Genomic DNA, 15,991 nt, shown 5'->3' on the forward strand with positions numbered 1-15,991 from the left:
ATCATCCACGCGTTACTCACCCGTGCGCCGCTTTACTCAGGCCGAAGCCCTTTCACGCACGACTTGCATGTGTTAGGCACGCCGCCAGCGTTCAATCTGAGCCAGAATCAAACTCTCCAGTTGAAAACTGAAGTCGCACGAACGCCCCGTACTTGGGACACCCGCACGATTGATTACTTATCGTAAAGGCTGATTCCTTCCCGACTCGCTATTTACTTGTCAAAGAACCCGTCATGAACCCGGCCCCTTAGGACCGCCGCCCCGCCGGGGCTTCCCGTCGCGGCGAGGAGCATGTATGCCCCAGCGCCCCGCCAGGTGTCAACCGCTTTTTTCGTTTTCTTCGTTTTTTCCCGAAGACCCCGTGGACCCCATCAAAGGAATCCGGAAAGCGGCAACCTGTTGATCCGGCTGAAAGAGCGGTGCCGTGTCCGTTTGCCTCTGCCCGAAGTGGCCGGGGCAATCGGTCGCGGCGAAGGGGGTATCTAGGGCATGAGGCGGGCAGGTGTCAACACGGTTTTTGCGCGACGCCCGAAATATCCTCACAACCATTCAACTTATCAAGGATTAATTATGCGCAATCGGTGCGACAATTGTCCCCTTTCCGCCCCGCCTCTTGCCGGAAGCGCCTCGCGCGGGTAACACTGCCCACCTGACCGGACCGCGCGGACCGCCTGTCCTGCCGCCCCCGGCCGCCCCCGGCCGCACACTTTCCCTACATATGAACGGAGCATCCATGTCGCAGACACACCGGGCGCAAGGCCGCCAGCAGCAGGACGGCGCGTACGTCCGCAAGTCCACCATGTACATGGCCGTGGCCGTGGCGCTGATCGTCGGCGCGTTCCTTGGCGTGCAGGCGGCGAGCATGTATTCTCCCGCGCCCGCGCAGGAAAAGCGCGCCGTGTCCGCCCCCAGCCAGCAGGCCCAGAACGGCGCGGCCAGCCAGATATCGCCCGAGATCATGGGGCGCATCCTGGAAATGGAGCAGGCCGTGCTGAAGGACCCCAACGACGTGGCCGCGTGGACCAAGCTGGGGCACCTGTACTTCGACACCGACCAGCCCAGGAAGGCCATCCCCGCCTACGAGAAGTCGCTGGCGCTCAAGCCCGATGACCCCGACGTGCTGACCGACCTTGGCGTGATGTACCGCGAGGACCACCAGCACGACCGCGCCCTGGCCACCTTCGAGAAGGCCATCGCCGCCAATCCCAAGCACCAGATCGCCCGCTTCAACAAGGGCATCGTGCTGTACTTCGACCTGGAGCGGAAGGACGAGGCCATGAAGGCGTGGCGCGAACTGCTGGCCATCAACCCCGACGCCAAGGCCCCCAACGGCCAGCCGCTGAAGGAGATGATGCAGTCGCTGCAACAGCAGAGCAAGTAGGACGGGCACCCGCCCGTCACACCGTGCGGATGCGCGCGGCGGCCAGGTGCCGTCGCGCGCTTTTCGCTTGCGGCCGGATACGCGTCACAGGCCCCGATCACTGACGTTCCCGCGCGCGGCCATCCCCCTTACGCCCGGCCAACCGCGCGGTCCAGCCTGCCGTTCCGGGCCCTGATTTCCACTCGCCCCCCATGCCGAAGTGCGCTATGGTCCGACGGGGCGCGGCCCTGGCGCCGCGCCGCGCACGGTCAACACGCAACCCGCGCGCCCCGCGCGCCCACGGAACCATGCCGCACGCCCCGACCATCGCTTCGGCCCCACGCTCGCCCCGCGTCCCCGCGCCCCGCGTCCCGTCGTTCCGCCCGCATTTCTCCGGCCCCCGTGCCATCCTGCCCCGCGTGGCCGCCTGGCTGTTGCTGGCCTGCTGCCTTGCGGCATGGCCGGTCACGTCCACGCTGGCCGCCACGGCCGCGCCCGGCGCCCCCCAGGCCGGGGCCAACCAGACAGGGGCCGGCCAGACCAGCGCCGCGCCCGCGTCTTCCAACGCCACCCGCTCGCTGGACACCTCGTCGCTGCTGGCCACCCAGCCGCTGGCCCCGTTCATCGAATTCCTGGTGGACCCCACCGGCGCGCTCAGCGTGGACGAACTGCTCTCGCCCTCGCATCAGGCCGGGTTCACCCCGCTGGGCAACGGTCTGCCTTTGTTCCGCTCCGGCTCCACCTGGCTGCGCCTGACCCTGGCCCCCCGCCCCGCCGACGGGCAAAACCGTCAGTTGCTGCTGGATCTGGGCCGCGACCTGCCCGGCCGCGCCACGCTGTTCCTGGCCAAACGCAACCAGCCAGGCGAACCCAACGAATGGCAGCCGCAAGACCCCGAGGGCGGCAACGTGTTCACCCTGCCCGACCCCGTGGGCAAGCCCGTGCCGGTGTACGTGAAGCTGGACGGCGTGCCGGGGCCGTGGTTCGCGCCCATGCTGCGCACCGCCCAGAACGCCGCAGCCAACAACGACGCCCTGGCCCGTCCCCTGGTGATCGGGGCGCTGGTGGCCGTGCTGGCCCTGTGCCTGCTGCGCGGCGTCTTCGAACGGGGTGAATGGCGGCTGTGGACCAGCCTGTTCGCCGCCGCCGTGCTGATCCAGGCCGTGGCCGGGCAGCCGCCCACGCCCGCCGGATACGTGCCGCTGCGCGGGCTGCCCGGCGTGCTGGCGCCCGGTTTGGCCCTGATGCTGCTGCCCCACGTGGGACGGCACCTGCTGCGCACCCGCGAGCAGGCGCCCAGCGCCGACACGCAACTGCGCGTGGTCTCGCTGGCCGGGGCCGTGCTGGCCCTGCTGCCGCTGGTGCCGGGCATGGCCTGGGCCTCGCGGCTGCTGGCGCTGTGGCCGCTGCTGCTGGTGCTGGTGCTGCCCGCCGCCCTGGCCTGCAAGTTCCGCAAGCTGCCCGGTTCGCGCCGGTTCCTCACCGGGTGCCTGGCCGCGCTGGCCGGGGCCGGGGTGGGCGTCGCGGGGCTGGCGTCTCCGGCTCCCGCCGTGTGGCTTTCCACGGCCCCGCTGTGGGGCCTGGCCCTGCTGGCCCTGCTGGTGGCGGGCACCGGCACCCCGCGCCCGGCCGAGGCCGAGGGCGCCCTGACCGGCGGGCGCGGCTACCGCGTGCGCAAAAGCCCGGCGGCGGAGCGCCCCGACCTGGACGACCCGCTGGCCGACGAGCCCGCCCTGCGCCTGATCTCGCCCGAGGAACTGCGCGGCGGGGCGGCCCCGTCCCCGCGCACGCCGGCCATGCCGAACGAGGCTGCCTTCATGGGCAACGACGGTGGCGACAGCGGCGATGACGGCAACGGCGGCGGGTCTGCGCCCGAGGAACCGCTGGAACTTTCCCTTGGCGACGTATTGCCCGAACTGGGCGATACCCCCGCGCCGCGCGGCTCGCGCCGCCTTGCCCGCGCCGCCGCCGCGGCGGAGTCCGCCGGTTTCGCCACCGGCTTCGGGCCGGACGGGGACCACATGCCCCGCGCCGGTTCCGGCCTGTCCCCCGATGCGGCCTTCGACCCGCTGGCCCTGGCCCGCATGGAAGAAGCCCTGCTGGCGCCCATCGACGCCATGTTGCAGGAACTGGACGGCCTGGAGAACTGCGCGCTGCCCCCGGCCGCCCGCAGCCACGCCGAGGCCGTGGCCGCCACCGGACGCCAGTTGGCGTCCATCGCCGGGGACCTGGGCCGGGTGGCCGCGCCGCAGCGCACCGCGCCGCGCCGGGCCGTGTTCGACCTGCAACGCATGCTGCGCGACGCCCACGACGCCGTGGCCGACCGCGCGGAACGCAAGGGTCTGGCCATCTCGTGGTTCATGGCGCCCCATCTTTCGCAATTGTATGAGGGAGATGCCGCCCAACTTGGCGAACTGCTGCGCCTGCTGGCGGAAAGCTCGGTGCGGTCCACGGACAAGGGCTCGGTGCACATGTCGGTGCGCCGCGTGCCCGACAGCACCGACCCCGGCCACCTGCTGTTCACCGTCAGCGATTCCGGCGCGGGAGCGCCGCCGCACAAGCGCAGCGTCAGCGCGCTGGCCCGCGCCTGGGAGATGGCCGACGCCGCCGGGGGCACCCTGACCGTGGAAAGCGGCCGGGGCCAGGGCACCACCATTTCGTTTACCGCGCGGCTGGTGGCCCTTTCGGGCGACGCCACCGCCCCGCGCCCCTTCGTGGGCGTGGACCTGACCGACGACCTGCGCGTGGCCCGGCCCGCGCCCGACGCCGTCACGGCGGCGGACCACCTGCATCTGGGGCCGGTGGTGCCCCGCCGCCCGTTGCAGGTCATCGTGGCCGACGACGTGCCCAGCAACCGCCAGTTGCTGGCCTTCTTCCTGGAAGGGCTGCCGCATGCGCCGCTGGAGGCGCGCGGCGCCACCGAGGCGGGCATCCTGTACCGGCGCGCGCCCTCGGGCCTCGTCATCATGGACGGCGACATGCCCGAGGACGACATCGTGGCGGCCGTGGCCTCCATCCGTGGCTTCGAGCAGGAGCACGACCTGGCTCCCGTGCCGGTGCTGGCGCTGGTGGCGAACGAGGCCCAGGCCGAGCGCATGCTGGCCGCCGGGTGCACCGAAACGCTGGAAAAACCCCTGACCCGCAGCGGCCTGCGCGCCGCCGTGGAACGGCTGGCCCCGCCCCATGCCGAGCCGGAGCCGTCACTGTCCGCATACGCGGGATACGGCCCTGCCGCTGCCGCCATGCCGTACGATGACCTGGACGACGCCCACGCCGCGCCGCCGGACTTCGCGGAACTGCCCGACCTGTTCCTGGCCGGCGCGGAAGACGGCGCGCTGCCGGAACTGCCCGACGAGGCCGACGCCAGGGCCGAAGCGGGCGGGGCATTGGATCCCCTGGAACCGGTGGTGGGCGAACCCACCGCCTGGCACCCGTGGGACCGCCCCGTGGAGAGCGGACCGGAGCAGCCCCCCGCAGATTTGCCCGGACTTGACCTGCCCGACCTGCCCGACCTGACTGACCTGCCTGACGGGCCCGACGGGGCGGACGGCACGGGCGGCGCGGCAACGCACGACGCCACCGGCCATGGCGACCCCGGTGGGGAACCCGGCGCATCCCTCGAACCAGCGCCGGGGACGGCGGAAGACGCGGCCGTGGAACTGCCCGACCTGTTCGGTGCGGACATCTTCGCCGTGCCGCACGTCGATCCCGCCGCCCGGAACGAATCCCCGGCATCCGTCGCCGCACCGGCGACCGGGGCGCCGCACGGGGGCGAACCGCTGCCCGAAGGCGGGTCGCTTCTGGACCTCATCGTCACCGACACAGCGGATTTCGAGTCCGCCGGTGATACTGGCGATGCCACGGCTCCGTCCCTTGCCGTGCCGGGCGCTCCGGCGGACGCTGCGATGGCGAGCCCGATCAGCGCCCCCGCCGCCGCCCCGGCCTGGGATGACGATTTCGAGGAGTCGGTGGGCGAGCCCATGCCCGTGGCATCCTCCCCCGCATCGCAGGCGACTGCGGGCGGTGCCATCGCCACGCCACGGCAGGAGCGCACCGGCCTGAGCACCGGCGGCAGCCCCGAGGGTGCAGCCGCCGTGGTGCGCAAGCCCTCCGCCGCCGACGGCGAATGGGTGGGCGAGCCCATGCCCATGGAACCGCACCGGGCCTCCACGCACGCCGGTCCCAGCGCTTCGTCGTCCTACGGGGCGGCGGCGCGGCTGGAGCGCTGGGAACGCGCCCAGCGTGCCCAGCAGCACGGCCAGCGCGCCGCGCCCCAGGCCCCCGCGACGGAGCGCACGCCGGACGGAACCCCGGACAAAAATCAGGACAGGCGCCAGCCGCAACCGCACGATCCCAGGCCCATCCGCGACCTGTCGGCCGAAGTGCGCCCCGGCTACCGGCCCAAGCAGCCCGTCCAGCCTGCCGCGTCCGCCCCGGCCGCACAGGCCGCACAAGTCACACCGCCCGCGCAGACTGCACAGGCCGCGTCTGCCCCGACTGGCACGACTGGCACGGCAGCCACAGGACCGGCGGTTTCCGCGCAGCCCCAAGCGGCCCCGGCATGGCCCACCGAGCAACCGGCCCCAACCGCGCAGCCCCTGCCGCCGCAGATGCAGTACACCAGGCCCCAGCCGGGGCAGGCCCCCATGGTGGGGCAGACGCCGCCCCGCCCCGCTCAGGAGCAGGCCCCGCCCGGCCAATCGTACGCCCCATCATACGCTCAGTCCGCCACGCCTCAGCAGGCCGCGCCCGCCAAGAGCTTTGCCGAGCGCATCGCGGAACGCATCGCCGTGCATCTGGGGCGCAGCGCGGACCGCGCCAAGACGCCGGATGACGACACGAGGCGGCGTGCCCCGGCCCAGCCCGCACGGGACGATCGCGCGGTGCGGGCCGACGCCGCCCCCGCCCGCCCCTTCCCGCCGCAACGGCCCGAACCGCACGGCCACATGGGCGACGACATCGAGCCGTTCATCCCCGGCCTGCTGGAAACCCTGGACGCGGCGCTGGACGACGCCCGGCGCGGCCGGGCCGACGGCAGCACCTTTGCCGTGCAGGAAGCGGCGGCGCGCATCGCGGGCAAGGCGGAGAGCTTCGGTCTGCGGGTGCTGGAACGCATCGCCCGCTGCGTGGAGCGGGCCGCCACCGCCGACGACATGGAGGCCGTGCGCGACCTGCTGCCCGAACTGGAAGCCGCCGTGGAACGCAACCGCATCGCCCTGGCCTCGCGCGGCGGGCACGGCGGCCGACGTTCCTGAGCCCGGCCGTCCGTTCCGGACCGGCCCGGCACAGGGCATCGCCCCCGTCCGCCCATGGGCCGGGGTAGTGCATTGCCCCGGACTCCCTGCTTCCGCCGGATATCCGCGTAGCGGGCAGGGGGTAGAACACCCCTGAATACCACGCAATCCTCCATCGATTGCCCGTGCGCCCCACACCGGCGTTGACACCGCTCGGGAGTGGAGTTAGCCTTCTCTCGTTTGAGCGTTCACTCCTCGCTTCTGCCGTATCGCGGCAGACACTGAAAGGATTCCGACATGAAGCGCGACACCATCCTGCTCACCGCCGCCAAGCTGTTTGCCGAGCGCGGGTTCAACAACACCCCCACCAGCCTCCTCGCCAAGGAGGCGGGCGTGGCGGAAGGCACCATCTTCCGCCATTTCAAGACCAAGGACGACATCTTCCTCACCCTGATCCGCAACGTGAAGGATCAGCTCATCAGCGACATCGAGAAGTACCTCGAGGTGCGCGCGCCCGAGACCAGCGTGGAGAAGGTGGTCTCCATCATCAAGTCGTTCTACGTGTTCGTGAAGAAGAACCGCATGGAGTTCTGCCTGATCTTCCGCGACGCGCCCACCCGCTACGGCGAGCGGAACGACGACGTGTTCCTGGCCATCAAGGAAATCTACACCTACCTCAACGAATACCTGCTGGTGGCCCTGCGCGACGGCCAGAAGGACGGCTCGGTGCGCGCCGACATCAACGTCGAGGACACCGCGTGCATGATCGTGGGCATCATGGTGGGCATCGTGCGCACCATCCACTTCCAGTTCGTGGAACCCACCGACGACCTGCTGCGCAACGTCATCGACAACGTCAGCCGCTTCCTGAAGCCGTAGCGGAACCTCCGCGCCGTTTTCCACGGGGCCGTTCCGCGCATACGGGGCGGCCCTTCGTCATGCGGCGGCCTCCGCCCGGTTTCCGACCACGGCCCAAGCCGCCGCCCAGCGCCACGCCCCGACGGGAGGTGTCCCCCATGTCCGCCATATCCACCATGTCCGCCATGTTCGCCATGTTCGCGTCCATCCTCCACCATCCCGCTGCCCTGCTGCTTCTGCTGCTTCTGGCGGCGGGCGCCTGGCCCGCATGGCCCCTGTGGCCAGCCCGCCCCGCCCATGCGGCGCAGCCGGATCGGCCTGTCCAGCCGGTGCGCCTGCCCGCCTGCCCCGACCGGCCCAACTGCGTCATCACCCAGGCCGAAGGGGCGGTGCGCGACGGGCAGTACATCGAACCCCTGCCCTTCACCGGCGAGGCCGCGCCCGCCATGCGCCGCCTGGCCGTGGCCCTGGGCGCCCTGCCCGGCTGCACCGTGGTGGAGATGGACGGCCTGACCGTGCGCGCCCAGTGCCGCAGCAAGGTCTTCGGCTTCATCGACGACGTGGTCTGCGTGGCCGACCCGGAAGCCTCGGTGGTGCATCTGCGCTCGGCCGCCCGTTCCGGCTGGTGGGACTTCGGCGTCAACCGGGACCGGGCGGAGCAGTTGCGGCGGCGTTTTCTGGGCCTGCCGCGTTAGGGGCTGTTTCTAAATTGTCTTTTCGCCCGTTGGCTGACCGACCCGAAGGGCGCGAAGCGTGCCCGTTGGGCGAGCTTGCGAGCCCTACGGGCATCGTGCGCAACGCGGTCAAACTTCGCCTGCCATAGCTCTGCTGTCCTTATCCGTAAGACTCGCGCTACGCGCTCGCCTAACGGCTAAGGCTCGGTCGAATACGATAAGAGTATGCGCTGCGGTCGCCATCCGTAAGGCTCGCAAGCTCGCCTAACGGCTGCCGCACTCCCTCATGGCAGGCTCGTTTTCCTTGCCAACGAACGAAAATCCTGATTTGGAAACAGCCCCTAGGGGTCGTCTTGCCCGCTGCCTCCATCGTATTTCCCATTGCCAAGCGGCCCGCACGGGCGTAAAGCAGACCCCGCGACGTGCCACGGCACACGCAGGCGGCGGCCATACGGCCCGCCCGCACCCCCAACAGGAGCACAGACGTGGATTCCGGCGACAGTAGTAGATGCCCCGTCGCATCGCACCGTCTCGCAACGACGCACCCGCGCCGCTGCCGCCGTCACGTCCGGGCCTGATCCCCTCCCGGTCCGCCCGGCGGCGCTGCGCGCCCCCGGAGGTGGACCATGTTCCGCACACCGCTTTCCCTGCTTTCCGCATCTTCCGTGCTTTCCGACCGTTCCATCCGGCGCGCCCGCTGCCGGATGCACCGTCGCATGCTTTCCGTGGCCCGCTCCGCGGACCCGTACTCGTGATGCTCCATTGCTTCCGCCGCCGCGCCCTGCCCTGATCCCCCCGCATCGGGTCATGACGCGGCGCGCGGCTGTTCCCGGCACGCGCGGCATGCGCCGCGCGCCAGACCGCACCCCGGAACGGACGCAAGGAGCCTTGCCGTGTTCACCATTCACAAGACCATCGACGGCGTGCTGACGCCCGTGGACCACATCGAACCCGACTGCTGGGTGAACCTCTCCAACCCCTCGGACGAGGAATTGCGCCGCGCCTCGGTGCTGCTGGGCATTCCCCTGGACCACCTGACCGACCCGCTGGACGCCGACGAACGCGCCCGGCTGGAGCACGAGGACGGCGTGCTGCTGCTGGTCATCCGCGTGCCCATGGAAAACGCCGCCGATGCGCGCGTGCCCTACGTGACGCTGCCCATCGGCATCGTGATCACCCGTACCGCCGTGGTCACCGTGTGCCGGGCGCCGCGCGACATCGTCACCGAACTGATCAATGGTCGCGTGCGCACCATGGACACGGCACGCCGCCTGTGCCTGGCCATCCACCTGTTGCAGCGAACCGCCATCGCCTATCTGAACGACCTGAAGGACATCAACCGGCGCAGCGCATTCATCGAGCAGCGGTTGCAGCAGTCCACGCGCAACCAGGAACTGATCGAGTTGCTGAACATCGAAAAGAGCCTCGTGTACTTCGCCACGTCGCTCAAGGCCAACGACATCATCATGGAAAAGCTGCTGCGCGCCCGCACGCTGCGCATCAGCGAAGAGGAAAGCGACCTGCTGGAAGACGCCATCACCGAGAACCGCCAGGCCATCGGCATGACCAACATCTACAGCGACATCCTTTCCAGCACCATGGACGCCTTCGCCTCCATCATTTCCAACAACATGAACACGGTGATGAAGTTCCTGACCGGGTTCACCATCATCCTGATGATCCCCAACATCATCACCGGCATCTACGGCATGAACATAGACACCCCCCTGCACGATTCGCCCTATGCCTTCGGCATCGTCTCCGGGGGGACGGTGGGGCTGTGCCTGGCAGCCTGGCTGGTGTTCATCAAGAAGCGCTGGCTGTAGCCGCGCGCCGCCCGCCCGAAACGGCGAAACGCCCCGCCTGGCCGGTCCGACCGGTCCGTGCGGGGCGTCGTTCGTTTGCGGCGAAAGGGGAAACGCGGCGAAAGGGAAACAGCCCCTAGGGGTTGTTTCTAACTTAGGGTTTTCGTTCGTTGGCAAGGAAAACGAGCCTGCCATGAGGGAACATACTCTTATCGTATTTGACAGAAATGGCAGGCGAAGTTTGACGCAGCCAACGGGCGAAAGGACAAGTTAGAAATAGCCCCTAGCGCTTGCCGTCCTTATGCCGGGTTTTGGCCTCGGTGCGCTCCGGGTTGCCAGCCAAGTGCCGGAAACGCTTCTCGGCCACGCGGGCGAAGTCGCCCACGATGCGCGGCAGATCGGAATCGTTCCATATTCCGGCAAAGCCCTGCACCGCCCGGACCGCCGGCGTCAGCTCGTACCCGTCGGCCGCGTCCGGGGACAGGGCCACGTCGTCGTATCGCACCGCCCCCGCCGTGCCCAGGGCGTCGGACAGCAGGGTGGCCATGGTTTCGGCGAAGAACCTGCGCACCTCGTCGGGCGATTCGGCGCGGTCCAGACGTTCCCGGAAGCCGGGCAACTGCGCCTGCTCCAGCCGGGTGAACGAAACCTGTCGGGTCATGGGCACCTCCTTGCCGGGGCCGTCGTGGCAAAGGAAGGCGGCGGACGCGCGGCCCCCGAAGGGTCCGCCGCCTTGCCCCCAGCCTAGCAGAAACGCCCCTCCGCGCAAGCGGAGGGGTGTGCATGCCGAACTGGGAAGGACGCCGCCGGATGTGGCGGGCGTGGCCGGATGTAGCGGGACGTGGCGGGCCTCAGCGTGAGCAGCGGTCGATCATGTCCCAGAACTGCCGGGCGATGGCGTCCGGGCTGAACACCGACCGCAGGCTGAGGATGCGTTGGAGGCCGTACGCCCACTCCTCCTTGCCGAAGGTATCGCGCGCCTTGCGCATGTAGCGCAGCACCACGTCTTCGGAGATGTCCTCGCGAATCAGGTAGGGATAGTCCTCTCCCAGGAAATGCAGCGCGTCGCCGTCGTCCTTGTGGACCAGCATGTTCACGCCGCAAGTGGCGGCGATGATGCCTTTCATGAATGGCTTGAACACGCGTTCGCCCATCTGCGGGCGCACCGCGTAGTGGAAGTTGGCTTCGTTGAGACGCTTGTACCAGTCGTGGTTGGGCACGTCGCGGGTGTCGGTGTACACGATGCCCAGCATGTCCTTGATGGCGTCGAACAGCAGCAGGTTCTTGGGCGCGCCGAAATAGTACGGCGCGAACCTGTCCGTGGGGGGCGTCACCTGCCCGATGCGCGGGTCGGTGCAGTGGGCCACGAAATAGACCGGGATGCGCGGGCATTCCTGCGCATAGTATTCGTACGCCTTCTGCGAGCAGCAGATGATGCCGTCGTAGAATTCGGCGCTGCCCGGTTTCGGGCCGCCGTCGATGATGTCCACCAGCAGGATGTTGCCGTTGCGCTTGAACTGCCGCAGCAACCGCTTGCGGTTGATGATGTTCTTGTGCGCGATGACGATGGAATTCCTGATGGTCTTGAGGTTGGTGCATCCGATGTCGTGGCCTTCTCCGCCACGCCTGGACACCAGGTCGGCATGCATGAAGGTGCGCATCAGCACGCTGGGCGAGCACTGGTCCACATGGCGCATCACGGCCGCATCGGCCATGTCGAACCCATCGTACACGTCGTGATACAGCCGCGCGAAGCCGCGCCACAGCAACGGCCGTTGGCGATGGATGTCGCCCCGGATGTTGACGGTCACGCGGTTGAAGTGCGTCCTGACCTCTTTTTCGAACACGAAGACGATGTTCATGCATCCACCATGGTGACCTGTCGAATCCGGGTTCGGCGGCGTGCCCGCCGTCCAGCCGCATGCAGCCGCCATTCCGGGGCCGCCGTGGCGTCCGTGAATGGCGGCTGCTGCCAGACTTCTTCAAGCCGTGCGGGCAGGCGGAGTCCGCCTCGCTCGGCGCGGCGCTGCGCGCCGCCGACCAGCCGCGCGCAGCGGGTGCCGCATCCGCAGGCTGTCCCGCCCGTTAACGGGTCAGTTTCCGGAACTTGATCCGGTGCGGCTGCTCGGCGTCCTTGCCCAGGCGTTTCTTGCGGTCTTCCTCGTATTCCGAATAGTTGCCGTCGAAGAACACCACGCTGGAATCCCCCTCGAAGGCCAGGATGTGCGTGGCGATGCGGTCCAGGAACCAGCGGTCGTGGCTGATTACCAGCACGCAGCCCGCAAAGTTCTCGATGCCGTCTTCCAGCGCCCGCATGGTGTTCACGTCCAGGTCGTTGGTGGGTTCGTCAAGCAGGATGACGTTGGCGCCCGACTTCAGCATGCGGGCCAGGTGCACCCGGTTGCGTTCGCCGCCGGACAGCACGTCCACCTTCTTCTGCTGGTCCTGGCCCATCAGGTTGAAGCGCGAGCAGTAGGCGCGGGCGTTCACCTCGCGGGCGCCCAGCCTGACCGTCTCGTAGCCTTCGCTGATCACCTCGTACACGGTCTTGCCGGGGGTCAGCGAATCGCGGTTCTGGTCAACGAAGGCCACCTGCACCGTCTCGCCGGTCTTCAGTTCGCCCGCGTCGGGCGTTTCCACGCCCGCCAGCATCTTGAACAGGGTGGTCTTGCCCGCGCCGTTGGGGCCGATGATGCCCACGATGGCCCCGGCGGGGATGATGAAGTTCACGTCTTCCATCAGCAGGCGGTCGCCCAGCGACTTGGACAGGCCCGTGGCCTCGAAGACCACCTTGCCCAGGCGCGGTCCCGGCGGAATGTAGATTTCCAGGTCCGGGGCGCGCTTTTCGCTTTCGTGGCTCAGCATGGCCTCGTAGGCGTTGATGCGCGCCTTGCCCTTGGCGTGGCGGCCCTTGGGCGACATGCGGATCCACTCCAGTTCGCGCTGGAGGGTCTTCTGACGCTCCACCTCGGACTTTTCTTCCTGTTGCAGGCGCTTTTCCTTCTGCTCCAGCCACGAGGAATAGTTGCCCTTCCACGGAATGCCGCGCCCCCGGTCCAGTTCAAGGATCCAGCCGGCCACGTTGTCCAGGAAGTAGCGGTCGTGGGTGACGGCGATGACCGTGCCCGGAAAGGTCTGGAGGAAGCGTTCCAGCCAGGCCACCGATTCGGCGTCCAGGTGGTTGGTGGGTTCGTCCAGCAGCAGGATGTCCGGGCTTTGCAGCAGCAGGCGGCACAGGGCCACGCGGCGGCGCTCGCCGCCGGAGATGACCGACACGGGCGTGTCGCCGGGGGGGCAGCGCAGGGCGTCCATGGCCATTTCGAGGCGGGCGTCCAGGTCCCAGGCGCCCTTGGCGTCCATCTGCTCCTGCACCTTGCCCTGGCGTTCGATGAGCGCGTCCATCTCGTCCGGCTCCATGGGCTCGGAGAATTTGGCGTTGATCTCCTCGAACTCCTTCACCAGGTCCACCACGTCCTGCACGCCCTCTTCCACCACTTCGCGCACGGTGCGGGTTTCGTCCACCAGCGGTTCCTGCTCCAGGTAGCCGATGGTGAAGCCCGGCGCGAGCACGGTCTTGCCGTCGAAGTTGGGGTCCACCCCGGCCAGGATCTTCAGCAGCGACGACTTGCCCGAGCCGTTCAGGCCCAGCACGCCGATCTTGGCGCCGTAGAAGTAGGAGAGGGAAATGTCCTTCAACACCTCGCGCTGGCCGTGGCGCTTGGTGACGCGGATCATCGAATAGATGATCTTGTCCGGTTCGTTGCTCATTGCGTCCGCCTTTCGGGGTTGTTGTCCGGTCGGGTTATCGTCTGGTCGGAGTTGTCGTCTGGCTTCGGGGAGCCGGGCCGCCCGGCGCCGCCGGATGCGGCGCGCGCCTGGCGCGCCGCGCGGGCGGGCGTGCGGAAACGGCTCCGTTCGCCGTGTTCGGGGATATGCCGACGAAACGCGGCCCTTGTGCTTTTGCAGACCGCGGGGATTTTGTCCAGTGCGCGGGCGCGCGGGATGGAGCATACGGGTGGGCCGCGCGGGATGCCGCGCCGCGCGGGGGCGGCATTCCGGAACGCGTCCATGCGCCGTGACGGGGACCCCACCCCCCTGCCGCTCCGGAAACATCCGTGCTATGCTGGTCGGCGTGACGCCCGTCACGGCACATGGACGCGCCCGGCCCTACCATGAACGCACAGGCCCGGCGCACGGCGCAGCCGCGCCCGGTTCATGCCGGACACACGAAAACCCCACGGGAGGCCCCATGCATCTCGCCCCGTCCACGTCCATACACGAACTTGTCACCGAACGTCCCTACCTCATCGACGTGCTGGCCGACTTCGCGCCCGCCTTCGCCAAGCTGAAGAACCCGCTGCTGCGCAACACGCTGGGCCGGGTGGCCACGTTGCAGCAGGCGGCGGACATCGCCGGGCTGGAGGTCAACGGCCTGATGCTGCACATCGCGCGCGCCGTGCTGGACCATTCCGCCGAGGCCGTGACCATCGTGCCCAAGGGCGCGCCCGGCACCGCCGCCAAGCCCGGCGTCAAACCCGCCCCCGAGGCGGAGGCATCGCCCTGCGCCACCACCTGCGGCACGCCATGCGACGCGGGGCAGGCATCCGCAGCGCCCGCATCCGCCCTTTCCGACACCGCGCGCATGAACACCCTGAAGGAACTTATCCGCGAACTGCACGCCGGGGCGGACCCGGCGGCGCTGAAGGCGCGCTTCGCCGCCGCCGTGGGCGACATCTCCGGCGGGGACATCGCCCGGCTGGAACAGGCCATGGTGGCCGAGGGCCTGCCCGAGGCCGAGATAAAGCGCCTGTGCTCGTTGCACGTGGACCTGTTCAAGGGCGCGCTGGACGAGGCCCCGGCGGTTTCCGCGCCCGCCGGGCACCCGGTGCGCACCTACATGGACGAGAACGCCAAGGCCATGGAACTGGCCGACGAGATCATCGCCCAGGTGGACCGCATGCACCGCACCCCCGGCGACCGCACCTCGCCCATCGACGAGATGGCCTGGTCGTTCAGCAGCCGCTACGTCAAGGAACTGCTGGAAGACCTGGCCCGCATCGAGGTGCACTACACCCGCAAGGAAAACCAGCTGTTCCCCCTGCTGGAGGAAAACGGCATCGAGGCCCCGCCCAAGGTCATGTGGGAGGTGCACGACGACATCCGCGCCCTGTTCAAGGCCGCCCGCGCGGCCCTGGAAAACCTGGCCGCCACGGCGGCCGCGCTGGCCGCGCGCGACGCGGCCGAGGCCGTGAAGGACATGGTGTACAAGGAAGAGAAGGTGCTCTTCCCCATGGCCCTGGAATCGCTGAGCGAGGCCCAGTGGGCGCGGGTGCGCCACGGCGAGGACGAAATCGGCTACGCCTGGGTGACGCCCGGCGACGAATGGACGCCGCAGGCGGCGGACCCCGCCGGGGCCGCCCCGGCAGCCGCTTCTGCCGGACAGGCGCGCGATGCGCAACTGGTGCGACTGGATACCGGCGCGCTGGCCCCCAACGTGCTCAACCAGATGCTGCGCAGCCTGCCGGTGGACCTCAGCTTCGTGGACGCCGACGACCGGGTGGCCTACTATTCCGACGTGCCGCACCGCATCTTTCCGCGCAGCGCGGCGGTGATCGGGCGCAACGTGAGCAACTGCCATCCGCCCAAGTCCGTGCACATGGTCGAGGACATCCTGACCCGGTTCAAGAGCGGCGAGCGGGATTCCGCCGAATTCTGGATCGAACTGGGCGGGCGGTTCCTGCACATCCGCTACTTCGCGGTGCGCGACACCGACAAAACCTACCTTGGCTGCCTGGAGGTATCGCAGGACGTCACGGACATCCGCGCCCTGACCGGCCAGCGCCGCCTGCTGGAATGGAGCTGAGCGGCGCGTCCCGCATCCGAAAGCCCGGTGGCCTCCGCCGGGCTGAGACTGCTGACAAACCCAAATTCTTGGGGGGGGGGGGGGGGGGGGGGGGGGGGGGGGGGGGGGGGGGGGGGGGGGGGGGGGGGGGGGGGGGGGGGGGGGGGGGGGGGGGGGGGGGGGGGGGGGGGGGGGGGGGGGGGGGGGGGGGGGGGGGG

General features: G+C 69.3%; 10 protein-coding genes and 1 rRNA gene. 7 read left to right on the forward strand and 4 right to left on the reverse strand.

The annotated features are described in order from the left end of the window. Nucleotides 1-123 (reverse strand): 16S ribosomal RNA (locus tag V6B97_RS16420); the annotation flags it as partial. Between the two features lie 610 nt (nt 124-733). Here V6B97_RS16420 and V6B97_RS16425 point away from each other — a divergent pair. The 6 genes from V6B97_RS16425 to V6B97_RS16450 all read left to right on the forward strand — a co-directional run bounded on the left by V6B97_RS16425 (nt 734) and on the right by V6B97_RS16450 (nt 9,952). Beyond that, nucleotides 734-1,381 (forward strand): tetratricopeptide repeat protein, encoded by a 648-nt coding sequence (locus V6B97_RS16425; protein ID WP_333507607.1) that lies wholly within the window; start codon nt 734-736, stop codon nt 1,379-1,381. A 287-nt stretch (nt 1,382-1,668) separates the two neighbouring features. Beyond that, nucleotides 1,669-6,615, forward strand: coding sequence for a response regulator (locus tag V6B97_RS16430; RefSeq protein ID WP_333507608.1), 4,947 nt, complete (start codon nt 1,669-1,671; stop codon nt 6,613-6,615). 276 nt (nt 6,616-6,891) lie between these two features. Further along, complete coding sequence (locus V6B97_RS16435; RefSeq protein ID WP_333507609.1) at nt 6,892-7,473, forward strand: TetR/AcrR family transcriptional regulator; 582 nt, start codon at nt 6,892-6,894, stop codon at nt 7,471-7,473. Between the two features lie 137 nt (nt 7,474-7,610). Then, nucleotides 7,611-8,147, forward strand: coding sequence for a DUF1499 domain-containing protein (locus V6B97_RS16440; RefSeq protein WP_333507610.1), 537 nt, complete (start codon nt 7,611-7,613; stop codon nt 8,145-8,147). Nucleotides 8,148-8,752: 605 nt separating this feature from the next. Then, nucleotides 8,753-8,881, forward strand: a complete 129-nt coding sequence (locus V6B97_RS16445) for a hypothetical protein (protein ID WP_333507611.1) — start codon at nt 8,753-8,755, stop codon at nt 8,879-8,881. 138 nt (nt 8,882-9,019) lie between these two features. Next, the gene (locus V6B97_RS16450) at nt 9,020-9,952 is read left to right on the forward strand and encodes a magnesium transporter CorA family protein (RefSeq protein WP_333507612.1); all 933 of its coding nucleotides are present in this window, start codon (nt 9,020-9,022) and stop codon (nt 9,950-9,952) included. A 262-nt stretch (nt 9,953-10,214) separates the two neighbouring features. Here V6B97_RS16450 and V6B97_RS16455 read toward each other — a convergent pair whose 3' ends face one another. The 3 genes from V6B97_RS16455 to ettA form a co-directional block, all read right to left on the reverse strand. Then, nucleotides 10,215-10,592: a hypothetical protein gene (locus tag V6B97_RS16455; protein ID WP_333507613.1), complete on the reverse strand. Its 378-nt coding sequence runs from the start codon at nt 10,590-10,592 to the stop codon at nt 10,215-10,217. Between the two features lie 190 nt (nt 10,593-10,782). Further along, nucleotides 10,783-11,793 (reverse strand): hypothetical protein, encoded by a 1,011-nt coding sequence (locus V6B97_RS16460; RefSeq protein ID WP_333507614.1) that lies wholly within the window; start codon nt 11,791-11,793, stop codon nt 10,783-10,785. 223 nt (nt 11,794-12,016) lie between these two features. Beyond that, on the reverse strand, nt 12,017-13,699 hold the full coding sequence (gene ettA / locus V6B97_RS16465; protein ID WP_333507615.1) for an energy-dependent translational throttle protein EttA: 1,683 nt from the start codon (nt 13,697-13,699) through the stop codon (nt 12,017-12,019). A gap of 481 nt (nt 13,700-14,180) precedes the next feature. Between ettA and V6B97_RS16470 the strand changes: the two genes are divergently transcribed. Continuing rightward, the gene (locus tag V6B97_RS16470) at nt 14,181-15,794 is read left to right on the forward strand and encodes a DUF438 domain-containing protein (protein ID WP_333507616.1); all 1,614 of its coding nucleotides are present in this window, start codon (nt 14,181-14,183) and stop codon (nt 15,792-15,794) included. The last annotated feature ends 197 nt before the right edge of the window (nt 15,795-15,991 follow it).

It is taken from the genome of Nitratidesulfovibrio sp. 1201_IL3209 (genome assembly GCF_036763125.1).
Classification (GTDB): domain Bacteria; phylum Desulfobacterota; class Desulfovibrionia; order Desulfovibrionales; family Desulfovibrionaceae; genus Cupidesulfovibrio.